Source organism: Actinoplanes nipponensis, assembly GCF_016862275.1.
GTDB lineage: Bacteria > Actinomycetota > Actinomycetes > Mycobacteriales > Micromonosporaceae > Actinoplanes > Actinoplanes nipponensis.
On record NZ_BOMQ01000075.1, the window covers coordinates 19,003 to 43,272 of the forward strand.

Here is a 24,270-nt window from a genome sequence, read left to right on the forward strand (position 1 = left end):
TCGAGCCGTCGCTTACCTCCCCCTATCGACGCGGGTTGCCGATCGCTGACCGCCAGGGAGCAACAACGTTGCCGGAATCCGCGCCGCGGGGACCGTGCTGCTCCGGAAGGGATCCGGCCCGGCCGCCGCGCGCACCTGGGCCCGGGTGAGCAGCGTGACCCCGGCGGCCGCGATCGCCGCGCTGGCCAGAGCGACCGCCGCGCCGGGCGCGCCGCCGGTGATCCGCTCGCCCAGCAGCACCAGCCCGACGGCGGCCGCCATCACCGGATTGGCGAGCGTGCTCACCGCCAGCGGGGCGCCCAGGCCGTCACGGTAGGAGCGCTGGGAGAACAGCATGCCGGCGCTGGAGAGGACGGCGATCGCGAGGCCGGCGACGGCCACCACCGGGTCCCGCAACGCGGCGATCCCCTCGCCGGTGAGGTGCACCGCGACGGTCTGGGTGAGCGCGGAGGAGACGCCGAACGACACTCCCGCGGCGGCGGCCGCCCACAGCCCCGAGGCGCCGGGCACCGCGCTCCAGCCGCCCAGGGCAGTCAGCAGGGCGGCGGTGACCAGCAACAGGCCGACGAGCTGGACGCTGGTCAGCACCGCGATGCCGCCGGCCGTACCGGCGAGCACCAGGATGCCGGCCAGGCCGGCCACCGTCAGGCCGATCCCGCGGACCTCGGTGCGGGTGACCACCCGCCGGGCCGCCACGGCGGCCAGCGGGACCGCCAACACCAGGGTGAGCACGCCGAACGGCTGGACCAGCGACAGCGGCCCGTACCGCAGGGCGACCACGTGCAGGCCGGCCCCGGCCGCATTGAGGGCGATGGCCGCCCACCAGGAGGGCGTCCGGACCAGCACGCCGAGCGGCCGGCGCGCCACGCGCTCCTGCAGCACCGCCGCGGCGGCATAGCCCGCCGCCGACGCGACGCAGAGCAGGACCGCGAGGGCGAGCGCGCTCACGGCTGCTCCCCGGGCCGGACCAGACCGCTCTGGTACGCGATGACGACCAGTTGCGCGCGATCCCGGACGCCCAGCTTGGTCATGGCCCGGTTGATGTGCGTCTTGACGGTCAGCGGCGACAGGTACAGCCGTTCGGCGATCTCCTCGTTCGACAGCCCGTACGCCACCAGCGCCAGCACCTCCCGTTCCCGGTCGGTGAGCCCGCCGAGCTCGAGGGCGGCCGGCAGCGCGGCCGGCACCGGCTGGCTCAGGAAGCGGCTGACCAGCCCTCGGGTGGCGGCCGGCGAGAGCAGCGCCTCCCCGGCGGCGACGACCCGGATGGCGTGCAGCAGATCGACCGGGTCGACGTGCTTGCCGAGGAAGCCGCTGGCCCCGGCCCGCAACGCGAGCACCACGTTGTCGTCGTTCTCGAAGGTGGTCAGCACGAGCACCCGGACCCCGGCGAGGTCCTCGGCGGCGGCGATCCGGCGGGTGGCCTCGATGCCGTCCATCTCCGGCATCCGGATGTCCATGAGCACCACGTCGGCGCGCGCCGAGCGGGCCAGCTCGACCGCCTCCCGGCCGGTGCCGGCCTCGCCGACCACCTCGATGTCGGGGTCGGGCTCGACGAACATCCGGAAACCGGCGCGGATCAGGGGCTGGTCGTCGGCCAGCACGATGCGGATGGTCACGACGCGACCCGGCGGGCGGCCCCGGGCTCGGCGACCGGTCCGGCCGGCCGGTGGCAGACGGCCCGCCCGCCGGCCTGCGGTACGCCGGCCGCACGGTCACCGGCGGGCTGCGGCGCGGTGGGGAGCTGCGCGTGGACGGTGAAGTGGCCGTTCGGGGTGGGGCCGGCGCTGAGGGCGCCGCCGGTCGAGGTGGCCCGTTCGCGCATGCCGACGATGCCGTAGCCCGAGCCGGACGCCGGCGCGTCGGGCCGTACCGGGTTGGTGATCTCCAGCGTCACCCCGTCCGCGGTGTAGGACACGGCGAGCCGGGCGGTGCCGTCGCCGTACTTCTGGGCGTTGGTCAGGGCCTCCTGGGCGATCCGGAACGCCGCGAGATCGACCAGCGCGGGCAGTTCCCGGGCGGCGCCGAGCTGTCGGTGATCGACCCGCAGGCCGGCGGCGGCCAGATCGTCGAGCAGGGCCGACAGCCGGGCCAGGCCGCGGGTCGGCTCGGTGTCCGGCGCCGCCCCGGCGTCCCGCTCGCCCGGGCCGCGCAGCAGGCCGACCACCGAGGCGATCTCCTGGAGCACGGCGTCCGAGGACCGGCTGATGTGGTCCAGCGCCGGGCCGACCCGCTCCGGGCGGTGCGGCAGGATGTGCTTCGCCCCGCTGGCCTGCACCTTGATGACGGCGATGTGGTGGGCGACCACGTCGTGCAGCTCCCGGGCGATCCGGAGGCGTTCCTCGACGACCCGGCGCCGCGCCTCCTCGTCGCGGCTCTGCTCGGCCCGCCGGGCCCGCTCCTCGACCTCGGCCACGTACGCCCGCCGGCTGCGGGTGGCGTCGCCGACCGCGGTGGCCATGCCGATCCAGGCCAGCGCGCCCAGGTTCTCCGGCGCCCACCAGCTGCCGCCCGCCCACAGCACCCCGGACAGGTAGAGAGCCGCGGCGAGGCACCCGGCGGTGAGCCACGCGGTGCGCCGGTCGGACCGGGCGGCGTGGGTGAAGGACAGCAGCACGAGCGCGACCATCAGGACCGGCTGCCGTTCGTGCTGCCCGACGACGGCAACGAGCCAGGCGAGCGCGGCGACGACCAGACCGGTACGGGTGAACCGGCGGCGGACGGTCACCACGCCGAAGGCGATGACGCCGGCCACCAGATCGGTCAGGCCCAGCATGCGGGGCTGTTCCCCGGGCCCGCCGACCGTGACGACCACGATCGCGGGCACCACCAGCGGCAACGCCAGGGCGGCATCGCTGAGCTGCGGATGGCGGCGCACCGCCCGCCAGAACCGCGTCTCGCGCACCTCGCCCAGCTCCATGGAGATCACGGTACGCGTGGCCCCGCCTGCGCAGCGTCGTCTCGGCGCGGTAACCAACCGGCCGCCGGTACCACGCCTGCAGTAGCCGGAGCCGCCCGCCGCGGGACGACGCGGATCACCCCGGCGGCGGCTCACGCTGGGTCCCATGATCGAGGTCCACGAACTCACCAAGCGGTACGGCGCCAAGACCGCCGTCGACTCCCTGACCTTCACCGTCAGGCCGGGCATCGTCACCGGCTTCCTGGGGCCCAACGGCGCCGGAAAATCGACCACGATGCGGATGATCCTGGGGCTGGACCGGCCGACGTCGGGCACGGCCACGATCAACGGCCGCCCGTACGCCGAGCACACCGCGCCGCTGCGGCAGGCCGGCGCGCTGCTGGACGCCAAGGCCGTGCACACCGGGCGGTCCGCGTACCACCATCTGCTGGCCATGGCCGCGACCACCGGGGTCCCCCGCGCCCGGGTCGACGAGGTCATCGACCTCGTCGGCCTGCACGAGGTGGCCCGCAAGCGGGCCGGCGCCTTCTCGCTCGGCATGGGCCAGCGGCTCGGCATCGCCTCGGCGTTGCTGGCCGACCCGGAGGTGCTGATCCTCGACGAGCCGGTGAACGGGCTCGACCCGGAGGGCATCCTCTGGATCCGCGGCCTGATGCAGGGCCTGGCCGCAGGGGGGCGCACGGTGTTCGTCTCCTCGCACCTGATGAGCGAGATGGCCCTGACCGCCCAGCACCTGGTGGTCGTGGGCCGCGGCCGGCTCATCGCGGACGTCTCGGTGGCGGACTTCATCGAACGGGCCGCGCTCGAATCGGTGCTGGTCCGCTCGCCGCGGGCGGTGGAACTGCACGACCTGCTGGCCGGGCCGGGCGTGACGATGCTCAGCGTCGAGCGCGGCGCCTTCGAGGTGACCGGCCTCGCGGCGGACCAGATCGGCGACCGCGCGGCCACGGCCGGCATCGCCCTGCACGAGCTCACCGTGCGCCGGCCCTCGCTGGAGGCGGCCTTCATGGAACTGACCAGGGACGCCGTCGAATACCAGACCGTAGGAGCAGCCGCATGAGCACCGTGACCCGGCCGATCGTGTCCGCCGCCCCGCCCCGCCTCAGGGTCACCCAGGCCCGCGTCATCCACTCCGAGTGGATCAAGTTCTGGTCCCTGCGCTCGACCGTGATCACGCTGGCCGTGGCGGTCACCCTGATGATCGGGATCGGCCTGCTGGCCTCGTCGATGTCGGGCTCCGGCGCCGCCCCCGCCGGCCCGGGCCCGAACCCGGGCGACCTCGGGCCGGTCGACGCGAGCCTGGCCGGGCTCACCTTCGCCCAACTCGCCTTCGGCACCCTGGGCGTGCTGTTCATGGCGAGCGAGTACAGCACCGGCATGATCCGGTCGTCGCTGACCGCCGTACCGAAGCGCCTGCCGCTGCTCTGGGGCAAGATCGCCGTGTTCGCGGCGGTGGCCCTGGTGACCGGCCTGGCCGCGTCGGCGATCGCCTTCACCGGCGGCCAGGCCCTGATCGGCGACGGCGCGGCCTCCTGGACCGACCCGGGCGTGGCCCGCGCGGTGATCGGCTCGGCCGTGATCCTGGCCGGCTCCGGGGTGCTCGGGCTGGCGCTGGGGGCGCTGCTGCGCTCGACACCGGCGGCGATCAGCACGCTGTTCGGGGTGATGTTCCTGCTCAGCGGGGTGGCGCAGCTGTTGCTGCCGGATTCCTGGGGGGACCGGGTGGTGCAGTATCTGCCGTCGGATGCGGGGGGTGCTTTCACGGCGGTTTCGGTGGGGGACGGGCTGGGGCCGTGGGCCGGGCTTGCGGTTTTCCTGGGGTATGTGGTGGCGGTGGTGGGGGGAGCGGCTTGGCGGTTGCGGCGGTTTGATGCCTGATGCTTGATGGGGTTGGGGGGCGGGTTTGTTCACCGCTCCCCCGTCCGCCGCGCGTCCGGCGTCGGGTCTTGGATCCGGGCCGGGTCGCGGGTCTACCCTCGGGCGATGGCTTTCGAGCAGCATGGACACACCCACCGCCTCGACTGGGTCGACCCGACCATCCGCGAGTGGGACTGCACAGTCGTCTGGTCCGACCCGGCCGACCCCGAGGCCGGGATCGTCCTCGACCGGTCCGCGTTCTACCCGGGCGGCGGCGGCCAGCCACCGGACCACGGCGTCCTCATCTGGCAGGGCGTGCAGACCCGGATCGTGGACACCCGCAAGGGCGACGAGCACTACCTGATCCCCGCCCCCGGCGACCCGGTACCGCCCGCCGGCGCGACCGTCCGCGGCGCGGTCGACGACGACCGGCGCACCACGCTGATGCGCACCCACTCCGGCCTGCACATCCTCTGCGGCACGGTGTTCCGCGACTTCGGGGCGCTGGTGACCGGCGGCAACATGCAGCCCGGCGAGGCCCGGATGGACTTCAACCTGCCCGAGGTGCCGCCGGGCTTCAAGCAGGCCCTCGAGGACGCGGTGAACGCGGAGGTCGCCGCCGACCGGAAGATCGTCGCCCGGGTGCTGTCGCGCGACGAGGCCCTGGCGATCCCGGACCTGGTGCGGACGCAGGACGCCCTGCCGCCGTTGGAGAACCCGGAGATCCGGGTGGTGGACATCGTGGGACTGGACGTACAGGCCGACGGGGGTACGCACGTGGCGTCGACCGGTCAGGTGGGGCGGGTGCAGGTGGTGAAGGTGGAGAGCAAGGGACGGCAGAACCGGCGGGTGCGGATCAAGCTTGTCGGCTGAGAGCCGGGTGTGGTTGTGGCGGGTGGTGTGCGTGGACCAGCCGAGACCGAGGAGTTGGGCGCCGGACGGAGCGGCGGCAAGCTGGACGCCAGCCACGAGCCTCTGAGGTAGGTCGGCGAGCTGGACGCCGACCTCGCTCGGGAGGGTCCATCCGCCCGCGCCGGGGTCCCCGGAGCCTGCTCCGTCCCGGCGCCGTTGCCGCAGCCAGCGGACCCGGGGTCGGCCTGCCCTCATCAATCCCCGCCGGGACGCTCATCGACACGCATTGACGCCGATCGACGCCGATCGATGACGGCGGCACAGGACGCGCTCAGCCCTTGCCGGCGGGCATGACGCTGCCGTTCGTCGGCGCGGACGACAGGGTGGTCGCCACTTTCGTCACCTCGAAGCAAGCGCAGAACATCGTCCACTCGTCCTTAGCGATCACCACCGGCTCCGAGCACCAGATCTGCACCGGCGGAACAGCATTCGGCGGCAATGCCGGCGGGCTGGCCGAATCGGGTTCGCTCGGCTCCGCCGCGTCGGTGGCGACGGTGACCGCCGCTGAGGCACCCGCCGGCGGCAGCTTCGGCCGGGCGGGCGGCGGCTTCGGCCGGGCGGCCGGGCGGGCGGCGGCTTCGGCCGGGCGGCCGGGCGGGCGGCAGCTTCGGCCGGGCGGCCGGGCGGCAGCTTCGGCCGGGCGGCAGCTTCGGCCGGGCGGCCGGGCGGCAGCTTCGGCCGGGCGGGCGGGCGGCAGGCTGGCCGGGCGGCAGGCTCGGTCGGTCGGGGCGGGCGGCCGCTGAAGTCGTTGACGGCGAAGGCCGCCGGGACACGCCTCGCCCGGCGGGCCGGCGCCATCCGACGCCTCGACCCCGCGGAGCGCCGGAATCGCCGGCACAGATGTGACAAATTTCCGATCCGCACAGTCCCATCCGCCATCCACAAGCCTGAATAGACAACGACCGAAGACGGAACGGTGATTGCGGGGCCTACGAACGGCACCAATGTGGACGCAAAGGTGGCATTGAGTTTCTACGATCCACCCGACCGCAGCACCCTCGCTGCGGTCACCGTCCGAAAGGCAGTTCGTATGCCCTCTTCCGCCAGTCGTCTGGCGATCGCCGGAGTTGCCGGCGTCGTCCTCGCCACCGGTGCCGTGGTGCCCGCAGCGGCCGCCACGCCCCAGACCGTCACGCCCGTGTCCGCCGTTCCTCTTCTGGCGGCCAAGAAGAACGCGACCACGAGCGCCAAGGAACGCAAGCGAGTCGACAGCGTCAAGACGCCCAAACTCGGCTGGTACAAGTGCTACCAGACGGCCGAGTGCGCCACCGTGCGGCTGCCTCTGGACTACGACAAGCCCAAGGGTGCGACAACCGAGATCGCGGTGCTGCGGGTCAAGGCCCGCGACCAGAAGCACAAGATCGGCAGCCTGTTCCTGAACCCCGGCGGACCCGGCGGCTCGGGCACGTCGATCGCCCTCAACGCGCCGCTGTTCCTGAGCGACCCGCTGCTCGACCGCTTCGACATCGTCGGCGTCGACCCGCGCGGCATCGCCAGCAGTGAGAACGTCAAGTGCTTCAAGTCCACCAAGGCCCAGACCCAGGCCTATGCCGGCCTGAACGTCGCCTTCCCCTACGGCAAGACCCAGGAGAAGGCGTACATCAAGTCGGCCACGACCGTGGCCAAGGCGTGCTCGACCACCGGCAAGAAGATCGCCGGCGCGATGTCCACCGCCGAGGTAGTCCGGGACATGGACGTGCTGCGCCGTGCCGTGGGCGACAAGAAGCTGACTTATCTGGGCTTCAGCTACGGCACCGCGATCGGCCAGTACTACGCCAACATGTTCCCGGACCGCTTCCGGGCACTGGTCGTCGACGGCGTCATCGACCCGGTGTCGTGGACGGGCACGAGCAAGACGAAGAACCAGATCCAGGACGAACGGATGCACTCGGCCGACGGCGCCTACAAGGCGTTGCGCGAGATTCTCCAGCGCTGCGACAAGGCGGGCGAGAAGTACTGCAGTTTCGCGGCCGGCGACCCGGTCAAGAACTTCGAGACGATCGCCCAGAAGCTGCGCGCCAAGCCGCTCGTGGTCACCGACGAGTTCGGCACGTACACGATCACCTACGCCGACTTCGTCGGCGGCATCCTCGGCTCGCTCTACGACGTCTACGCGGGCGAGAGCGTGGCCGACCTGTCGTCCCAGCTGTGGACGCTGCTGGCGGCGCCCGCCGCGACGAGCGCCGACAAGGCGGTCGCCAAGAAGGCGGTCATCGAGCGCATCAAGGAGGCCCGCAACCGCAGGCCGGCTCGCGACTTCCCGTACGACAACGGCTTCGAGGCCTTCAGCGGCGTGATGTGCACCGACGGTCTGCACCCGAAGGACGCGGCATCGTGGCCGGCGGCGACGGCGAAGGCTGACAAGCGCGCCCCCTACTTCGGCCGCGCCTGGGCGTGGGGCAGCGTGCAGTGCGCCCGCAACTCGTGGACGGTTCGGGACGAGGACGCCTACACCGGCCCGTTCAACCGCCGTACGGCCGCTCCGGTGCTCGTGGTGGGCAGCCAGTGGGATCCCGCCACGAACTACGAGGAGGCCGTGTCCTCGGCCAAGCTCCTGCCGAACAGCCGCCTGCTGTCCAGCACGAACTGGGGTCACACCGCCTACGGCACGTCGGCGTGCGCGACGAACGCGATCGACACCTACCTGCTCAAGGCCACGCTGCCCGCGAAGGGCAAGGTCTGCCAGGGTGAGGTGCAGCCGTTCACCGAGCCGCTCGAGGCCCCGGACAAGCCGGAGGAGATGTCGACCATGCGTGCGGACCAGTCGAAGCAGCTTCCGCCGGTCGCCGACCTCATCCCGACGTCGATCCTCAACGGCACCAGGTAAGACCGACGTGGAGGTGCTGCCGGCAGCCCGCCGGCAGCACCGCACGACGGTCTTCATCACGGGCCCCTACCAGCTCGTGAGCAACAGATGGTTGACCAGCAGGGCCGTCGCGGCTTGGACGATGAGCCAGCCGCGGCGGCTCGGCGGGGGAAGCAGCACGGCTCCCGCGGCCAGCCAGACGGAGAAGGGCAGCCAGATCCGTTCGACCTCGGCCTTGCTGAGGCCGGACAGGTCGGCGGCCAGCACGGCCACCATCGCGGCGAGCGGAAGCAGCCGCTGCGGCGTCGAGGGCCGGCCCAGAACCGCCCGCCGCAGAATCGGCGCGGCCGCCAACCCGGCCGCCGCCGTGAACGCCGCAAGGTTCGCCCACACCCAGTACCCGTACGATCGGTCGCTCGCCACGCCCTGGTAATACCGCTCCACCACGAGCTGATAGCCGTCCCACCACCAGAACCCGCTGGCGGTGAAGACAGCCACCACCGCCCCGCCGCCCAGGGCGGCGAGAAGCAGCGGACGCCACCGACGCGCCAGCACGACGACGGCCAGCACCAAGGGCGCGAGCAGGGTCAGCCCGTACGACAGGTAGAGCGCTGAGGCGAGCAGCACGCCGCCGAAGAAGGCTGACACCGGCGCACGTCGCGTCAGCCCCCGGGCCAGCGCCATCACTCCCACCGCGGCCACCCCGGCGAACAACCCATCGGCGGACGCGCCCACCCACACCGCTCCCGGAAACAGAACGGCGAAGGGCACTGCGGCTCGAGCGGCCTCCGTCGGCTCGGCGACGGCCACACTGCCGCGCGTCCCGCGGCGCCATCCCGTCGCCAAACGGCCGTCACCCCCACCGCTCAGCAGTCGAACGGTCTCCGGCACTGCCACCGCTGCCGCCGCACCGGCCAGCACACAGGTCAGCGCCGCCCATCCACCGCCGGCGAGGCCGATCCGATCGAGGCCGACGAAGACCAGAAGCGCTCCCGGTGGATGCCCGGAGACGTGGGTGGTCCAGGAATCCGGCTGGAAGTCGAGAATCCGAGCCGCGAAGCCGCGCAACATCGCCGGCACATCGGTGACACCGGGCACCTCGTGGAGATACTCCGGCTTGGTGGTGAGGCGCCCGGCGATCCCTCGTTGCCAGCCGTCCACGAGCGCCAGGCTCAGCGTCCAAGCGACCGCGGCCGCGTACGCCGCGACGAGCAGAGACCGCCAGGCCAACCGTGCCGCAAGCTTCGGCCCCTGCCACACGACCAGCACCGCGACCGCCAGTGCCAGGGGCGTCCCCGGACCGATGTGCGGCAGCCAGTGTGCGTAGAAGGGCGGGGAACTGGCCTGCACCGGGCGCCCCGCCAGATAGAGCAGACCTCCCACCACAGCGGCGATCCCGATCAGCGCCACGGCCACCACGGCCGCGGCGATGTCCGCGCGGGAAGCGCGGGACAGGCGCGCGCGTGCGCTGGACGGCCGGCTTCGCTGCAGAATCGTCACGCCCGCAGCTCCGCGGTGGCGAAGTCGGCCATCCCGCTCGCGAGGTCGATGGCGGCGGTGAAGCCCAGCTCCCGGCGTGCCAGCTCGGGCGATGCCACCACGTGCCGGACGTCGCCGAGCCGGAACTCCCCCGTGACCACCGGCGAGGGGCCGGCCAGCACCCCGGCCAGGGCATGCGCCATGTCAGCCACGGTCGCCGGGCGACCGGACGCGATGTTGTAGGCCGAGAACCCCTCCCGGTCGGTAGCCTCCAGCGCCGCCACGTTGGCCCGGGCCACATCCCGCACGTGCACGAAGTCGCGGCGCTGCCCGCCGTCCTCGAACACCCGCGGTGCGCGACCCGCCTCCAGGGCCGAGCGGAAGATGGCAGCCACTCCGCTGTAGGGGGTGTCCCGAGGCATGCCCGGCCCGTAGACGTTGTGGTAGCGCAGGGCGACCACTGATCCACCACTCTGCCGCGCCCAGGCGGACGCCAGATGCTCCTGCGCCAGCTTGGTGGCCGCGTAGACACTACGCGGTTCGAGCCTGGCGTCCTCGCCCGTGGTGACCGGAACCAGCGCCGTCCGGCACACGGGACAGGGCGGATCGAACTGCCCGGCCTGGAGGTCCTCCGGAGTGCGGGCCGGCGGACGCTGAGGCCCGTGCTCCGGGCAGGCGTAGGAACCTTCCCCGTAGACGACCATGGAGCTGGCCAGCACGAGTCGGCGTACCTTCGCGTGAGCCATCCCGGCGAGCAGCACGGCGGTGGCCAGGTCGTTGCTGCCGACGTACTCCGGGAGGTCGGCGAGGTCGACGCCCATGCCGACCATGGCGGCCTGGTGCACGACGGCCTCCACCCCGCGCAGCGCGGCCGCCACCGCGTCACGGTCACGGAGATCCGCCACCTGGACGGCGGCACCGGCAACCGTCTCCGGCAGGGGTTCCCGGTGCGCCGCCGGGTGGCCGTTGTCGAGGACGGAGACGGAATGGCCCGCCGCGAGCAGCGCGGCGGTCACGTGGCTTCCGATGAAACCGGCGCCGCCGGTCACGAGTACGTGGGTCACGGCGGCCACGTTAGGCCTCCCGGACCGGGTACGGAGCCGATCGCGGAGAGGCGTCAGCGGTTCGTAAGAACTGCCCCGGACGTCATTATCTCGTAAGGGTTTTCCCAGCTCCTTCCCCGCTAGCTTGCGGACATGACCGATGTGGTGCTGCCCTGCCTCAACGAGGCCCCCGCCCTGCCGCGACTGCTCACGCGGCTGCCCGCGGGCTATCGGGCGATCGTCGCCGACAACGGGTCGACCGACGGCTCGGCCGAGGTCGCGCGGGCCCACGGCGCCGAGGTGGTGTCCGTCGCCCAGCCGGGGTACGGCGCTGCCGTACACGCCGGGATCCTGGCCGCGGACCCGGCTGACGGCGTGGTCTGCGTGCTGGACGCGGACGGCTCCTTCGATCCCGCCGACCTGCCCCGGCTGGCCGACCCCGTTCGGCGGGGCGCGGCCGAGATGGTCGTCGGCCGGCGCCGGCCGACGACCCGCCGCGCGTGGCCGGTGCACGCCCGGCTCGGCAACGCCGTGCTCTCCCATCGGCTGCGCCGCACCACCGGGCTCGACGTGCACGACATCGGCCCGATCCGCGCCGCCCGAAGGTCCGAGCTGCTGGCTCTCGGGCTGCGGGACCGCCGCTTCGGCTATCCGCTGGAGCTGCTGATCGCGGCGGGCCGGGCCGGCTGGCGGGTCGTCGAGATCGATGTCGCCTATCACCCGCGCGCCGCCGGCACCCGATCCAAGGTCAGCGGAACGGTACGCGGCACCGCCCGCGCCATCCGCGACATGAGCGCGGTGCTCGCCCGATGACCCGGATCCTCGTGCTGGCCAAGACGCCCGTGCCGGGCCGGGTCAAGACCCGGCTCTGTCCGCCGTGGACGCTCGAGCAGGCCGCGATGGTGGCGGGCGCCGCGTTGCACGACACTCTCACGACCGTGAGCGCGAGCATGGGCACGGGCGTCCTGGCGGTGGACGGTGACCATCCCGCGCCGATGGGCTGGGAACGTGTCGCCCAGCGCGGCGACGAGCTTCCGGCACGGCTCGCTCATGCCTTCGCCGACGCCGGCGCGGGACCCGCCGTCCTGGTCGGCATGGACACACCCCAGCTGACCCGACGCCATCTCGCCGACGCCGTCGGCCGGCTCGGCGAGGCAGACGCCGTTCTCGGGCCGGCCGAGGACGGTGGCTGGTGGTCGCTCGGGCTGCGCGATCCCGCGCACGCCGCCGTGCTGCGCCGGATTCCCACCTCCCTGTCCGACACCGGCGCCCGCACCCTGCAGGCACTGCGTGATCTCGGTCTGCGGGTGAGCCTGCTGCCGGTCCTCCGTGACGTCGACACCGTCACCGATGCGCGGGCCGTGGCCGCCCTGTGCCCGGCGGGCAGCGAGTTCCGGCAAGCGGTCACCGCACTCGACGCGGGGGTGCCGGCATGACCACCTCGACGATCACCAGTCCGAGGATCCTCGATGTCTACGATGCGGCACTGCGCCGCGCCGAAGCCGGCGAGGTCGCGGAGCTCGTGTTGCGCAGTCCGCACGGCACCGAGCGCATCATCGACACCGCGTCCTGGTGCCGGATGCGCCTGCCCGGCGACTCGGGCATGCTCAACCGCTGTTCCGGCCCGACCCTCGACGTCGGTTGCGGTCCCGGCCGGCTCATCAACGCGCTGAGCCGCTGGGGCTGTCCCGCTCTCGGTGTCGACGTCAGCGCGACGGCCGTTCGCATGGCGCGGGCGCGGGGCGCCACAGCGCTACGGCGGGACGTGTTCGGCCAGCTGCCCGGACACGGCCGCTGGCGACATCTGTTGCTGGCCGACGGGAACATCGGCATCGGCGGTGACCCCGTCGCGTTGCTTCGGCGCTGCCGCGAGTTGCTCGGCTCGGACGGGCGCCTGCACGCCGAGGTCTCCGCCGCGGGCACCCGTAGTTGGGCGGGCGAGGCCAGCGTCCGCGCCGCCGGGACTGCTGACACCGCCGGTTCCGCCACGTTCCGGTGGGCGGAAGTCGCCGCGGAGGATCTGGCCGCCCTCGCCGAGCTTTCGGCGCTGCGCGTGACGGAGACCTGGAGGGAGGCGGGACGATGGTTCGCGACCCTGACCCCGGCGTGACGGAGCCGGCCAGACGGGCCCGGCTTTTCGCCGTGCGCCGCCCGGCCTTCCCGCGACTGCCCGACCTGGCACGGCACCCGCTCCCGGAGCCACCGGGGGCACTGCGCCGCGGACCGCTGAAGGCAGACGCGTTCTCCTCGCCGCTACGGTCGACCCGGCTGACCAGCCAGCTCGGGATCGCCCTGGCCGTGGCGTTCACCGTGTGCTTCCTGACCGGGCTGATCAGCCACTTCGTTCAGCATCCGCCGTTCTGGTTCCGGTGGCCCGCCCGACCGGCGAGCCTGTACAGGTTGACGCAGGGCCTGCACGTGGCCACGGGCCTGGCGTCGATCCCCCTGCTCGGAGCGAAGCTCTGGTCGGTCTATCCCCGGCTCTTCACGTGGCCGCCGGCGCGCACCATCGGACAGGCGATCGAACGGGCCGGCATCGCGGTGCTGGTGGCCGCGGCCCTGTTCCAGCTGGTCGGCGGCGTTCTCAACATCGCCCACTGGTACCGGCCCCTACCGTTCTTCTTCACGACCGGCCACTACTGGGTGGCATGGCTGACGGTCGGGGCGCTGCTGGTGCACATCGGCGTCAAGCTGCCCGTCGTCCGGGAGGCGTTCGTTCGGCCGGTGCCGGACGGGTCCGGTCCCGCGCTCAGCAGGCGCGGGCTGCTCGGCACGGTCGGGGCGGCGGCGGGCCTGATCACCATCGCCACGGCGGGACAGACTGTCGCCCCGCTGGCGCCGGTGTCTGTGCTGGCCCCGCGTCGGTCCACGTTCGGTCCGCAACGCCTGCCGGTCAACAAGACCTCCGCGGGGGCCGGCGTCCGGGACCGAGCCCTCGACCCGGCGTACCGACTGGTGGTGGCGGGGCCTACCAAAGAGGTCGCCCTCTCCGCGGCCGATCTGGCGGCGCTCGACCAGCAGACGGTCGTGCTGCCGATCACTTGTGTCGAAGGCTGGAGCGCGACCGGCACGTGGACAGGGGTGCGGCTCCGCGACTTGATAGCCCTCGCCGGCGGCGATCCCGAGTCGGCGACCGCCGAAGTCGAGTCGTTGGAGCACGGCGGCCGGTATCGGACGTCGACGGTCGCCTCTCCCCATGTGCGAGACCGATGGACCCTGATCGCACTGCGGCTCAACGGCGCGCCGCTGCACCTGGACCACGGATATCCGGCGCGGCTCATCGCTCCGAACCGGCCCGGCGTCTTGCAGACCAAATGGGTCGCCCGAATCACCGTACGGGAGGCGTCGTGAGAGGCGCGCTGATCGCGGTGGGTGTGATCGTCATGGGGTACGCGGTGCTCGGCGCGGCCACCGACCTGGATCTCAAGCCCGGCGGCGTCGTGCTGTTTCTCGCCGCGGTTCTCGTGGCGCACGACGCCGTGCTGCTACCCGTCACGATCGCCTGCGGCGCGCTCCTCGCGCGTTTCGCGCCCCGCTGGGCCCGGCCCAGCATGCAGGCGGCCGGGATCACGAGCCTCGCCGTCGGGTTCGTGGCCTTGCCGCTCGTCCTCGGCTACGGGCGATCCGGCGACAACCCGTCGGTTCTGCCCCTGGCCTACGGACGCGGCCTGGCGCTGATCCTGGCGATGACCTGGACCGCCGCCCTTGTCTCGGCGGCGCGGGCGCGCTCCCGCACCGCCGAGCGGAGGGCCGATCGTGACTCCCGCTGACCGGGAACGATCGCGCCAGGAACGATCGCGCCAGGAACGATCGCGCCAGGAACGATCGCGCCAGGAACGATCGCGCCGGCAACGACCGCGCCGGGAGCGAGCTCGACGCGACGTCGAGGTGGGCCGGCACCGCCGCCTGTCCCATCCCGTAGTTCAACCGGGTCAACGCCGTGGTCAAGGAGATCCACCCGCGGTGAGCGGCCGACCCGAGCCATCCCGCGGCCAGGCCGTAAGCAGATTGCAAGGTCTCCCGGCGGCCGGCATGGGTAGCGTCGCAGCCGTGAGCCACCGCGTACTGGTCGTCGACGACGACCCGACAGTCAGCGACGTCGTCCGCCGCTACCTCGAGCAGGATGGCTGCCAGGTGCGGCTGGTCGGCGACGGCCTCGCCGCGCTGGCCGCCGTCAACCTGGAGATGCCCGACATCGTGATCCTCGACCTCATGATGCCCGGCATCGGCGGTCTCGAGGTCTGCCGGCGGCTGCGCCGCCAGTCGCCCGAGCTGCCGGTCGTGATGCTGACCGCCCTGGGCGAGGAGTCGGACAGGGTGGTGGGGCTGGAGGTCGGCGCCGACGACTACGTCACCAAGCCGTTCTCGCCGCGTGAGCTCGTGCTGCGCGTCCGCTCGGTGCTGCGCCGGTCGGTGTCGCCCGCCGTTCCGCCCAGCTCGGCGACCATCGTCGATGGTGACCTGAGCGCCGACACCGGCCGCCGGATCGCTCGCCTCGGCGATCAGGTCCTGCCCCTGACCGGCCGGGAGTTCGAGCTGCTGGTGTTTCTGATGCGTCATCCCGCCCGGGCCTGGTCGCGGGCCGAGCTGCTCGACAAGGTCTGGGGCTGGCAGTTCGGCGACCACTCGACGGTGACGGTCCACGTCCGGCGGCTGCGGGAGAAGATCGAGGCCGACCCCGCCTCTCCGCGACGCATCCTCACCGCGTGGGGCGTGGGCTACCGCTACGAACGGGTGTCCGGCGATGTCTGACCTCGTCCTGATCGGGCTCTACGCGCTTGCGGCCGGCGCCGTCGTCGGCGTGGTCGGTGAAGTGGCACTCCGGCTGCTGCGGAACCGGTCGATCATTCTCCATGTCTGCGTGCTGCTGACCATCACCGTCGCTTCCGTGGTCGCCGGGGTCGCCGCCGTCGCCCGGGCGATGTTCCTCTCCGCCCACGACCTTCAGGTCGTCCTGATCACCGTGGCCGCGTCGGCCGCGGTGAGCCTGGGAGTGGGTGCCACCTTCGGCCACCGGCTCGCCGCCGCGTCGGTGTGGGCCACCCAGGCCCGTGAGCGTGAACGTCAGCTCGAGGCGGGCCGGCGTGACCTGGTGGCCTGGGTGTCGCACGACCTGCGCACCCCGCTCGCGGGGCTGCGGGCGATGGCCGAGGCGCTGGAGGACAACATCGTCCAGGATCCCGCGACGGTGGCGGTGTACCACCGACGAATCCGCATCGAGACGGACCGGATGGCCTCGCTGGTGGACGACTTGTTCGAACTGTCCCGAATCAACGCCGGCGCGCTACGGCTCGCGCTGTCCAGCGTGCCGCTCGGCGACATCGTCTCGGACGCCATCGCGACGACCGCCCCGCTCGCCGCTCGCCGTGGCGTGCGGGTCCTGGCCCGCGAGTCCGGATGGCCGATCGTGACTGCGGGCGAGCCGGAATTGAGCCGGGTGGTGGCCAATCTGCTCGTCAACTCCGTGCGTTACACGCCGCCGGACGGCACCGTCGTGGTCGACGCCGGGGCGGAGCGGGGCGAGGTCTGGCTGGCCGTGTCCGACACCTGCGGCGGCATACCGGAGGACGACCTGCCCAGGGTCTTCGACGTGGCCTTCCGCGGCGAACGCTCCCGCACGCCGGCGCCGCAGGACGACGGTCCGAGCAGCTCGGCAGCCGGTGGAGGGCTCGGTCTCGCCATCGTTCGAGGACTCGTCGAGGCGCACGGCGGACATGTCGGTGTCCGCAACACCGGCAACGGCTGCCGATTCGAGGTGCGCATTCCGGCGAGTAGCCTGGGCAACCGAACCTAGACCGGGGGGAACAGGTGAGTCGGCTGCGTCGACGCTGCGAGCGTCGCCTAGAGAACATTCCCATCCCGAACCCGTTCGATCTGGACACCTTCTGCGCCGTCATGGCCGCTCATCGGGGACGACCCCTCACCCTGCAGCCGATGCCGGGGCTCAGCGCGGGGGCGCCGTGCGGGTTGTGGATCTCCGTGCCGGACGCGGACTATGTGTTCTACGACCCCGGAACGTCGCGGCTGCACGCCGAACACATCGTGTTGCACGAGCTGAGCCACATGCTCAGCGGCCACACCACCGGCCTCAACGCCGACCTCCAGGCGGGGCCGGCGGCCGACGGCGGCGTGATCGGCCGCCTCGTGCCGGACCTCGATCCCACCACGATCGAGACGATCCTCGGCCGGACCAGCTACACCACTGCCCAGGAGCGCGAGGCGGAGATTCTCGCCTCGTTGATCCGCGCCCGTTCGGGCCGGCGCCCGGCCGCCGGCCGGCTGTCCCACGCCGGCCTGCCCGGCGACACGCTGGGCCGGGTCGCCGATGTGCTGAAGTTCCCGTCTTGAACGGCGTCCTCACCGGCGTCGTCCTGGTGCTGCTCTGGGGCACCGTGGCGGTCCGCTTTCCCACGCTCTGGCGCGACGCCCAGCAGCGGGCGATGTGGGCGACCCTGTTCGCGCTGGCCGTCACCAAGACAGTGACCACGCCGGGCGTCAACGCGCTCCTCGGAAAGCTGGTCCCCCAAGCCCAGGTCATCCCCCACTTGCTCGCCGTGGTCACCGCGTTCTTTCTGCTGCGCTTCCTCTCCCTGATCACCGGCTACGACGCCGACCATCCGCGCGCCGCGCGCTGGCAGCTGGTGCTGGCCGTGTCGGAGCTGGTGGTTCTGCTCGTGCTGGTGGCTGTGACGCCGGGCGGCATCAAGACCAAGGGTGCCGAGCTGATGGGTACGGCCACAGCGCCGACGGCCGCCGCCTACTGGGTGATCCTGAACGGCTACCTGGGCGCAGTCCTCGCCCTCGCCACCGGTCTGTTCTGGCGGATCAGCCGCCCGGCACCCGCCGGCGCGCTACGCCAGGGCCTCCGCGCCATCGCGGCGGGCACGTTCCTGGTCGCGGTGTACGCGGCGCTGAAGACGGCGGTGATCGTGGCCCACAGCGCCGGCCTGACCATCCCGGTCGACAAAGCGGAGCCGGCGGCCAACGCGCTCCGCACCATCGGCATCATCGTCTGCCTGATCGGTGCTGCAGTGCCGGCCGTCGGCAAGCTGCGCGCGATTATGCGCACCTACCACTCCCTGTGGGCGCTTCGCCCGCTGTGGTCGGTGATGCGCCGAACGTTTCCCGAACTGATCCTCTTCTCGCGGCGACGGGCTCTTCTCGAGTTGGCCGGCGTCGACGAGGTGCAGTTGCGGCTGTACCGCCGGGTGATCGAGATCCGGGACGGCATGCTGACCCTGCGCGATCACCTGCCGGCCGGCACGCGCGACGAGGCACGAAGCCACGTCGGCGACGACCCTGCGCTGATCGAAGCCTGCGGCATCGCTTTCGCCCTGAGTCGCTACCGGTCCGGAGCGGCACCGATCGAGAACGGCGACGGCTGGGCGGACATCGGCGGCGAGATCGCCGACGAGGTCGCCTGGCTCAGCGCCGTAAGTGCCGCCTTCCGCCGCAGAGAGGCATCGGCATTCGCCCACCACCAGCCGGCAACCCCCGCCACCACTCCCCACCCCGCCGCAACCGCGACTCCCACCGCCACCACGAGCCCGCCGCCCACGGCGACGACAACAACGACGGCGGCGACAGCAACAGCAAGGACAGCGGCGACAGCGGCGACAGCGGCGACAGGAGCGACAGGAGCGACAGCAGCAGCAGCGACAGCGACAGCGACGACGAACGCGACGGGGGGATCAACCAACCTCGACGAGACCAAAACACCAGCCAACGGACGACGTTGCCAACGGGAAGAACGCAACTAGAGGGCACCTGGTGCTGCGAACCAGGCGCACAGCAGGCCGCGAAGCCCGCCCGTCACCCACCCACTCACCCGGCAGGCTTACCCCGGTCCCGCTCCAGCTCCCAGACCTTCCGCACCAACTCCCCGATCGTGTCCCGGGAGCTCGGCGAGACATCCGCCGCCCGCAGCGCGATCTCCTGCACCTTCGCATCCCGCAGCGTCCCCAGCAGCGCCAGCTGACTGTCGATCTTCCGGGCCGCGTCGTCGTCCAGGAAGTACGCCACCGGGACGCCGAAGAACGTGGCGAGTCCCTTCAGGTGCTGCACGGTCGGGTTGGTGCGGCGGCCGGTGCGGAGCTGCCAGATGTACGTGTGGGAGATCTGGATGCCCTGCTGCGCCCGGATGGCCTCGGCCACCGTCATGTAGCTGACCTCGCCCTGGCCGGCCGACCGGACCTGGGTGAAGAGGCGGTCCAGCTTTTCGGCGATGGAGAACTCGCTGGACACCGCACTCCCTCGTCGCCGGGTCAAGATGGGACATGCGGATCATACTGACGAAAACCGGTCGCTGCATCGATGCCCATGAGCAGCCGAGGCTGCACATCCCCCGATGTAGGGGCACCGGTGAACGACCGTAAACTCAGGTTGATGACGCTCGGGCCGAGCGTAAACGATGCTCCGCCACCGCTCAACCCGCCGGTATTCTTTTCCTCGTGACGGACATTGTGGAGAGTGCCGAGGTCTCGACGCTGCTCGATGAGCTGACCCGCCTGACCGGGCGCGAGGATCCGTACCCTCGTTATCGGCGGCTGCGGGAGATCTCCCCGATCGTGCGCGCCGACGACGGCGCGCTGGTCGTCACCCGGCACGCCGACTGCGTCGCGGTCACCCGCGATCCCCGGCTCGGGCACATGCCGTCGCACATGCTGGAGTTCGTCCAGCCCGGCTGGGCCGACCACCCCGCGCTGCACCAGCTCTTCACCAGCATCCTGGCGATCAACCCCCCGGACCACACCCGGCTGCGCCGGCTGGTCAGTTCCTCCTTCACCGCCCGCCGGGTGCAGGCGTTGCAGCCGCGGATCGCGGAGATGGTCCAGGATCTTCTGGTACGGATGGACGGCGACGTCGACTTCATCGATGCGTTCGCGTTCCCGCTGCCCGTCAACGTCATCGGTGAGCTCCTCGGCGTCCCGGAAGCGGACCGCGCCCAGTTCCAGGGCCTGGTCCGCGACTGGACCCAGGTGCTCGAGGTGATCACGCCGGAGGTGCTGGCCACGGCCGACCCGGCGGCGGCCACCATCCGGGAGTACCTCGCCGGCCTGGCCGCGGAACGCCGCCGCGAACCGGGCGACGACCTGATGAGCGCGCTGGTCGCGGCCGAGGAGGACGGCGACAAGCTCACCGAGGACGAGCTGCTCACCATGGCCGCGCTGCTGTTCGCGGCGGGCTTCGAGACGACCACCAACCTGCTGGCCAACAGCGTGGTGGCCCTGCTGCGCAACCCGGACCAGCTGGAGCTCCTGCGCCGGCAGCCCGGGCTGGCGGCTTCGGCGGTCGAGGAGCTGCTGCGGTACGACACCCCGGTGCAGTTGCTGGCCCGGGTGGCCTGGGAAGACGTGGAGATCGCGGGCGTGCCGGTGCAGGGCGGTGAACGGTTCGTCGCGTACCTGGGAGCCGGCAACCGCGACCCGGAACGCTTCGCCGACCCGGACCGGCTCGACCTGGCCCGGCCGGACAACGCGCCGCTGTCCTTCGGCGGCGGCATCCACTACTGCCTCGGGGCACCGCTCGCCCGGCTCGAGGCTCAGATCGCCATCCCGGCGCTGCTCGCGCACTTCCCGAAGCTGACGCTCGCCGGCGAGCCGGGCCGCCGCGACAGCCTGGCCATCCGCGGCTACACCCAGCTGCCGATATCGGTGGGCTGACGGCCCGGTCGCGCCGACCGCTACCCGGTCCGGCCCGTCATCCGCCGGAGACCACCAACCGGACCGCCGCCAAGGGCAACATGGACCAAGACGCCCGACCGGATCCCCGGCCTGCGCTGACGAGCGCCCCGGAAAGCGCATTCCCCAGCCCACTTCACCCCGGAAACCCCAGGAAAATAAGGGCGCCGCTGCGAATTCCACGGGGGAAGAACTCGCAACGGCGTCCAGGAAAGAGTATCGACCGCGGCGGTTATTGTCCATCCGTACCGTCGATCATCACCGAATGGCCGAACCGCCGATGGCCCACTCTCCGGTCAGCAGCCCGCCGTCGGCGGAAGCGGCGGCGCGACCGGGCCGTCGCGACGGCCGCGGCGGCCGGTCGGCGGACACCGGCCCGCCGACCGGGCCCACCAGCAGCCGGGTCGGCGATGCGGGCCCCGGCCCTGTTCGGGTACGCCGACGCCCTACTCGGGTACGCCGACGCCGGGCGCCTCCGCGCTCTCGGACAGCAGCCGCTTGCGCTGCTTGGCGGGCAGCCGGTCGACGTAGAGCAGGCCGTCGAGGTGGTCGGTCTCGTGTTGCAGGCAGCGGGCGAGCAGTCCGGTGCCGTCGATCCGCACCGGCTGGCCGAACATGTCGACGCCGGTCACGGAGGCAGTGGTGGGGCGGCCCACGTCCGCGCGGACGCCGGGAACCGACAGGCAGCCCTCGCTGTCGACCTCCAGTTCCCGGCCCTCGGGCAGGTGCAGGACGGGGTTGACCACGTGGGCGACGACGTTGGTGTCCGTCGCGTCGGGGCAGTCGACGACGAAGACCCGCGCGTCGACGCCGATCTGGTTGGCGGCCAGGCCGACCCCCTCGGCGGCGGCCATCGAGGCGAACATGTCGGCCACGAGCTGCTGGAGGTCCTCGTCGAAGGAGGTCACCTCGGCGCATCGTCGATGCAGGACGGGGTTGCCGTAGCGGGTGATGGGTCGCGGGGTTCCGGCACGAGTCTGCACAGCCCGATTTTAGGACGCCCGCGGCACCCGGGCCGCCCGGCGACCGATCATGCGGCCGGAGTCGCGCAACGTGCCGAAGAGACGCAGGTGGGGTGCGGCGCGCGGGCGGTCGATCAAGCCACCGACCGTCCGCCGTCGAGCGCCCCGGCGGATCGCCCGCGCGGCGGGTTTGGGGGCTACGGCGCGCGGGCGATCCCGATCAGACCGGCGGGTTGTCCCCGGCCGGGGCATCGTCCGGCGGATCGGCCGGGCGGTCGGCGGGCCGGCTCTCGCGCCGGGCCGCCCGGCTCGCCGCGTCCGCGGCCGTGCTGGCCCAGGCCCGCGCCCGGCCCGCCTGGGTGCCGGCCCAGTCGCCCAGGTCGACGGCGCCGCCCGTCACCCGGCGGGCCAGCGTCACCAGCGGGTCCTGGGAGGTCTCGAAGGTTTCGCGGTAGTGGCTCGCCGCCGCCTTGACGTCGCCGGTCACCGAGGTGTTGCCGTCGGAGTCGCGGCGCGGGTAGTCGCCGCCGATGATGCGGCTGTACTCACCCGAGTCGACCCAGCGGCGCAGTTCCGCCGCGCGGGCCACCGGGACCGGGTGGCTGCTCCACGCCGTCATGCTGATCTTGTGGATGCTGTCGCGCAGGTCGCCGCCGCCCTGGTACTCGGCCGCCTGCTCCAGGAACGCGGCCGTGTCGATCTGGCTGAGGTCGCCGCCGCCGGCCAGCTTCATCAGCAGCCGGGTCGACGCCGCCGGGTCCTGGCCGGCCAGCAGGCCCGCACGGTCGGCCGACAGCTCGGCCTTGCGCCACCACTCGTACATCGCCGCGATGATCGCGCGCAGGGCGATGGCACCGATGGGCAGCCAGCTGACGTTGGTGGCCCACTTGGTCAGGATCATCATGATTGTCTTGTAGACGGCGTGACCGCTGCGCACGTGGCCGATCTCGTGGCCCAGCAGCGCGCGCAGCTCCTCGTCGTCCAGCTTCTCCACCGCGGCCGTGGTGATCACGATGAACGGCTTGTCCATCCCGATCGCCTGACCGTGGATCATCGGCGACTGGGTCACGTACAGCTCGGGCAGCTCCGCGATGTCGAGCGTGGCGGCCGCCTCGGCGAAGCGCTGGTAGACGCGCGGATACTGACGGTGGTCCACGCGGATCGACCCGGCCAGGTACTGCAGGCGGAAGCCGCGCTCGTTCCACATGCCGAAGAACGCCTTGACCACGTCGTCGAAGCCACGCAGTTCGCGCAGCGCGGTCAGCGCGCCGCGGTCGGCCGGGTGCTCCCAGGCCCGGGAGCTGATGTCGGTCAGCGTGACCCGTTGCCGGGCCGGCCGATTCTCGTCGTCGATCGTCATGGTGGTCCTTCCGCGCCTCGTCCGGAGATCCGAGATGAGCTTCGCCAATGCGGGGGCCGGGCGCATCGGCTCCGAGCGGGACTTCCGCCCGGCCGCCTCCGACTTTCGGCCGACCCGGTCGGCCCGCGCCCGCGAGGCCCGGGCGGGACGTCACCGATGGCCCCGCCGCCTTGTCTCGATCTTGCATCTCGCCCATTCTCAGAGCGTGGAGCTGCGGAACGGGACCGGATCGAGGAACTGAGGATGCGGATCGGACTCATCGGTCTCGGCCGGATCGGCGCCTTGCACGCCGAGACGCTCAGCGGGCTGCCCGCGGTCACCCAGCTCGTCGTCACCGACGCGGTGCCGGCGGTGACCGAGCGAACGGCCCGCAAGTACGGCGCCGAGCCCGCGCCGACCGCGGCCGCCCTGTTGACCAGCGGCGTCGACGGCGTGGTCATCGCGGCCGCCACCGACGCGCATCCGCAGCTGATCCTCGCGGCCGTCGAGGCGGGTCTGCCGGTCTTCTGCGAGAAGCCGGTGGCCCGGCACGCCGCCGCGGCCGAGGAGGTGCTGCGGCACTGTGCGGGCGCGCGGGTGCAGGTCGGCTACAACCGGCGCTTCGATCCCGGCTTCCTGGCGGCGCGGGCCGCCGTCGCGAGCGGCGAGCTGGGCCGGCTGCACACCGTACGGTCGACGACCATGGACCCGGCGCCGCCGCCGGCGGCGTATCTGGCCGGCTCCGGGGGGATCTTCCGGGACTGCGCGGTGCACGACTTCGACATCGTCCGGTACGTCACCGGCCGCGAGGTGACCGAGGTGTACGCCACCGGCAGCGCCCGCGGCGACGACCTGTTCGCGCAGCTCGGCGACGCCGCCACCGCCGCGGCCATCCTGACCCTGGACGACGACACCCTCGCCGTCGTGTCGAACACCCGCTACAACGGCCGCGGCTACGACGTGCGGCTGGAGGTGCACGGCAGCGCGGACAGCATCGCCGTCGGGCTGGAGGACGGGCTACCGCTGCGCTCGGTCGAGCCCGGCGTCACCTTCCCGGCCGGCCCGCCGCACACCTTCTTCATGGACCGGTTCGCGGCGGCGTACCGGCGCGAGCTGGCCGCCTTCACCGAGGTCGTGGCCGGTACGCGGGAGAGCCCGTGCACGGTCGCGGACGCGGTCGAGGCGGCCTGGATCGCCGAGGCGTGCACGGTGTCGCTGCGGGAGCACCGGCCCGTCCGCGTCAGCGACGTGCGCGGCGCCGCCTGACAGGGC

Annotated in this window: 24 protein-coding genes; 16 read left to right on the top strand and 8 right to left on the bottom strand. The window is 72.5% G+C overall.

The window, feature by feature from the left end; genetic code table 11:
- Window positions 1-12 precede the first annotated feature (12 nt).
- Genes Ani05nite_RS31745 through Ani05nite_RS31755 form a run of 3 tightly spaced genes read right to left on the bottom strand, consistent with a single transcriptional unit; the run spans window position 13 to window position 2,920 of the window.
- On the bottom strand, window positions 13-948 hold the full coding sequence (locus Ani05nite_RS31745; protein WP_203774500.1) for a DMT family protein: 936 nt from the start codon (window positions 946-948) through the stop codon (window positions 13-15).
- Window positions 945-1,619 (bottom strand): response regulator, encoded by a 675-nt coding sequence (locus Ani05nite_RS31750; protein ID WP_203774502.1) that lies wholly within the window; start codon window positions 1,617-1,619, stop codon window positions 945-947. The genes Ani05nite_RS31745 and Ani05nite_RS31750 overlap by 4 nt, the downstream gene beginning before the upstream one ends.
- Window positions 1,616-2,920, bottom strand: coding sequence for a sensor histidine kinase (locus Ani05nite_RS31755; protein WP_203774503.1), 1,305 nt, complete (start codon window positions 2,918-2,920; stop codon window positions 1,616-1,618). The genes Ani05nite_RS31750 and Ani05nite_RS31755 overlap by 4 nt, the downstream gene beginning before the upstream one ends.
- Window positions 2,921-3,065: 145 nt before the next feature.
- Between Ani05nite_RS31755 and Ani05nite_RS31760 the strand changes: the two genes are divergently transcribed.
- The 5 genes from Ani05nite_RS31760 (at window position 3,066) to Ani05nite_RS31780 (ending at window position 8,516) form a co-directional block, all read left to right on the top strand.
- Complete coding sequence (locus Ani05nite_RS31760; RefSeq protein ID WP_203774504.1) at window positions 3,066-3,980, top strand: ABC transporter ATP-binding protein; 915 nt, start codon at window positions 3,066-3,068, stop codon at window positions 3,978-3,980.
- Window positions 3,977-4,798: an ABC transporter permease gene (locus Ani05nite_RS31765; protein ID WP_203774505.1), complete on the top strand. Its 822-nt coding sequence runs from the start codon at window positions 3,977-3,979 to the stop codon at window positions 4,796-4,798. Before Ani05nite_RS31760 ends, Ani05nite_RS31765 begins: the two co-directional genes overlap by 4 nt.
- Window positions 4,799-4,903: 105 nt before the next feature.
- Window positions 4,904-5,650 carry an alanyl-tRNA editing protein gene (locus tag Ani05nite_RS31770; RefSeq protein ID WP_203774506.1) on the top strand — a complete coding sequence of 249 codons (747 nt, stop codon included), beginning with the start codon at window positions 4,904-4,906 and terminating at the stop codon, window positions 5,648-5,650.
- Window positions 5,651-5,979: 329 nt separating this feature from the next.
- The gene (locus tag Ani05nite_RS31775) at window positions 5,980-6,432 is read left to right on the top strand and encodes a hypothetical protein (protein WP_203774586.1); all 453 of its coding nucleotides are present in this window, start codon (window positions 5,980-5,982) and stop codon (window positions 6,430-6,432) included.
- Window positions 6,433-6,827: 395 nt separating this feature from the next.
- The gene (locus Ani05nite_RS31780; protein WP_307836726.1) at window positions 6,828-8,516 is read left to right on the top strand and encodes an alpha/beta hydrolase; all 1,689 of its coding nucleotides are present in this window, start codon (window positions 6,828-6,830) and stop codon (window positions 8,514-8,516) included.
- Between the two features lie 66 nt (window positions 8,517-8,582).
- Here the strand turns inward: Ani05nite_RS31780 and Ani05nite_RS31785 are convergent, their stop codons facing one another.
- A complete protein-coding gene (locus tag Ani05nite_RS31785) occupies window positions 8,583-9,989 on the bottom strand; it encodes a hypothetical protein (protein WP_377883070.1) in 1,407 nt (468 codons plus the stop codon).
- Between the two features lie 2 nt (window positions 9,990-9,991).
- A complete protein-coding gene (locus Ani05nite_RS31790; protein ID WP_239130834.1) occupies window positions 9,992-11,038 on the bottom strand; it encodes an NAD-dependent epimerase/dehydratase family protein in 1,047 nt (348 codons plus the stop codon).
- Between the two features lie 132 nt (window positions 11,039-11,170).
- On the opposite strand from Ani05nite_RS31790, the gene Ani05nite_RS31795 reads away from it, so the two are divergent.
- The 9 genes from Ani05nite_RS31795 (at window position 11,171) to Ani05nite_RS31835 (ending at window position 18,777) form a co-directional block, all read left to right on the top strand.
- A complete protein-coding gene (locus tag Ani05nite_RS31795; protein ID WP_203774508.1) occupies window positions 11,171-11,830 on the top strand; it encodes a glycosyltransferase family 2 protein in 660 nt (219 codons plus the stop codon).
- Window positions 11,827-12,453: a TIGR04282 family arsenosugar biosynthesis glycosyltransferase gene (locus tag Ani05nite_RS31800; protein WP_203774510.1), complete on the top strand. Its 627-nt coding sequence runs from the start codon at window positions 11,827-11,829 to the stop codon at window positions 12,451-12,453. Before Ani05nite_RS31795 ends, Ani05nite_RS31800 begins: the two co-directional genes overlap by 4 nt.
- Entirely contained in the window at window positions 12,450-13,127 is a 678-nt protein-coding gene (locus Ani05nite_RS31805; RefSeq protein ID WP_203774512.1) for a class I SAM-dependent methyltransferase, read from the top strand. Before Ani05nite_RS31800 ends, Ani05nite_RS31805 begins: the two co-directional genes overlap by 4 nt.
- Window positions 13,100-14,368, top strand: a complete 1,269-nt coding sequence (locus Ani05nite_RS31810) for a molybdopterin-dependent oxidoreductase (protein WP_203774514.1) — start codon at window positions 13,100-13,102, stop codon at window positions 14,366-14,368. Before Ani05nite_RS31805 ends, Ani05nite_RS31810 begins: the two co-directional genes overlap by 28 nt.
- Window positions 14,365-14,787, top strand: coding sequence for a hypothetical protein (locus Ani05nite_RS31815; protein ID WP_203774516.1), 423 nt, complete (start codon window positions 14,365-14,367; stop codon window positions 14,785-14,787). Before Ani05nite_RS31810 ends, Ani05nite_RS31815 begins: the two co-directional genes overlap by 4 nt.
- 262 nt (window positions 14,788-15,049) lie before the next feature.
- Window positions 15,050-15,769 carry a response regulator transcription factor gene (locus Ani05nite_RS31820; RefSeq protein WP_203774518.1) on the top strand — a complete coding sequence of 240 codons (720 nt, stop codon included), beginning with the start codon at window positions 15,050-15,052 and terminating at the stop codon, window positions 15,767-15,769.
- Entirely contained in the window at window positions 15,762-16,811 is a 1,050-nt protein-coding gene (locus Ani05nite_RS31825) for a sensor histidine kinase (RefSeq protein ID WP_203774520.1), read from the top strand. Before Ani05nite_RS31820 ends, Ani05nite_RS31825 begins: the two co-directional genes overlap by 8 nt.
- Before the next feature lie 140 nt (window positions 16,812-16,951).
- On the top strand, window positions 16,952-17,365 hold the full coding sequence (locus Ani05nite_RS31830; RefSeq protein WP_203774522.1) for a hypothetical protein: 414 nt from the start codon (window positions 16,952-16,954) through the stop codon (window positions 17,363-17,365).
- Window positions 17,362-18,777: an MAB_1171c family putative transporter gene (locus Ani05nite_RS31835; protein WP_203774524.1), complete on the top strand. Its 1,416-nt coding sequence runs from the start codon at window positions 17,362-17,364 to the stop codon at window positions 18,775-18,777. The genes Ani05nite_RS31830 and Ani05nite_RS31835 overlap by 4 nt, the downstream gene beginning before the upstream one ends.
- Window positions 18,778-18,841: 64 nt before the next feature.
- On the opposite strand, the gene Ani05nite_RS31840 is transcribed toward Ani05nite_RS31835, so the two are convergent.
- On the bottom strand, window positions 18,842-19,261 hold the full coding sequence (locus tag Ani05nite_RS31840) for a helix-turn-helix domain-containing protein (RefSeq protein WP_203774526.1): 420 nt from the start codon (window positions 19,259-19,261) through the stop codon (window positions 18,842-18,844).
- A gap of 215 nt (window positions 19,262-19,476) precedes the next feature.
- Here Ani05nite_RS31840 and Ani05nite_RS31845 point away from each other — a divergent pair, with 215 nt between their 5' ends.
- Window positions 19,477-20,679: a cytochrome P450 gene (locus tag Ani05nite_RS31845; RefSeq protein ID WP_239130842.1), complete on the top strand. Its 1,203-nt coding sequence runs from the start codon at window positions 19,477-19,479 to the stop codon at window positions 20,677-20,679.
- Window positions 20,680-21,143: 464 nt separating this feature from the next.
- Here the strand turns inward: Ani05nite_RS31845 and def are convergent, their stop codons facing one another.
- Both def and Ani05nite_RS31855 read right to left on the bottom strand, forming a co-directional pair.
- On the bottom strand, window positions 21,144-21,680 hold the full coding sequence (def, locus tag Ani05nite_RS31850) for a peptide deformylase (protein ID WP_203774530.1): 537 nt from the start codon (window positions 21,678-21,680) through the stop codon (window positions 21,144-21,146).
- A 199-nt stretch (window positions 21,681-21,879) separates the two neighbouring features.
- Window positions 21,880-23,019 (bottom strand): M48 family metallopeptidase, encoded by a 1,140-nt coding sequence (locus Ani05nite_RS31855; protein WP_203774531.1) that lies wholly within the window; start codon window positions 23,017-23,019, stop codon window positions 21,880-21,882.
- Window positions 23,020-23,262: 243 nt separating this feature from the next.
- Between Ani05nite_RS31855 and Ani05nite_RS31860 the strand changes: the two genes are divergently transcribed.
- A complete protein-coding gene (locus Ani05nite_RS31860; protein ID WP_203774533.1) occupies window positions 23,263-24,264 on the top strand; it encodes a Gfo/Idh/MocA family protein in 1,002 nt (333 codons plus the stop codon).
- Window positions 24,265-24,270: the final 6 nt, after the last annotated feature.

Bases quoted from the DNA above. Each gene is read 5' to 3' on its own strand.
- Ani05nite_RS31755 (WP_203774503.1), bottom strand. From the start codon at position 2,920: ATGGAGCTGGGCGAGGTGCGCGAGACGCGGTTCTGGCGGGCGGTGCGC.
- Ani05nite_RS31760 (WP_203774504.1), top strand. From the start codon at position 3,066: ATGATCGAGGTCCACGAACTCACCAAGCGGTACGGCGCCAAGACCGCC.
- Ani05nite_RS31765 (WP_203774505.1), top strand. From the start codon at position 3,977: ATGAGCACCGTGACCCGGCCGATCGTGTCCGCCGCCCCGCCCCGCCTC.
- Ani05nite_RS31770 (WP_203774506.1), top strand. From the start codon at position 4,904: ATGGCTTTCGAGCAGCATGGACACACCCACCGCCTCGACTGGGTCGAC.
- Ani05nite_RS31775 (WP_203774586.1), top strand. From the start codon at position 5,980: ATGACGCTGCCGTTCGTCGGCGCGGACGACAGGGTGGTCGCCACTTTC.
- Ani05nite_RS31795 (WP_203774508.1), top strand. From the start codon at position 11,171: ATGACCGATGTGGTGCTGCCCTGCCTCAACGAGGCCCCCGCCCTGCCG.
- Ani05nite_RS31800 (WP_203774510.1), top strand. From the start codon at position 11,827: ATGACCCGGATCCTCGTGCTGGCCAAGACGCCCGTGCCGGGCCGGGTC.
- Ani05nite_RS31805 (WP_203774512.1), top strand. From the start codon at position 12,450: ATGACCACCTCGACGATCACCAGTCCGAGGATCCTCGATGTCTACGAT.
- Ani05nite_RS31810 (WP_203774514.1), top strand. From the start codon at position 13,100: ATGGTTCGCGACCCTGACCCCGGCGTGACGGAGCCGGCCAGACGGGCC.
- Ani05nite_RS31820 (WP_203774518.1), top strand. From the start codon at position 15,050: ATGGGTAGCGTCGCAGCCGTGAGCCACCGCGTACTGGTCGTCGACGAC.
- Ani05nite_RS31825 (WP_203774520.1), top strand. From the start codon at position 15,762: ATGTCTGACCTCGTCCTGATCGGGCTCTACGCGCTTGCGGCCGGCGCC.
- Ani05nite_RS31830 (WP_203774522.1), top strand. From the start codon at position 16,952: ATGCCGGGGCTCAGCGCGGGGGCGCCGTGCGGGTTGTGGATCTCCGTG.
- Ani05nite_RS31855 (WP_203774531.1), bottom strand. From the start codon at position 23,019: ATGACGATCGACGACGAGAATCGGCCGGCCCGGCAACGGGTCACGCTG.
- Ani05nite_RS31860 (WP_203774533.1), top strand. From the start codon at position 23,263: ATGCGGATCGGACTCATCGGTCTCGGCCGGATCGGCGCCTTGCACGCC.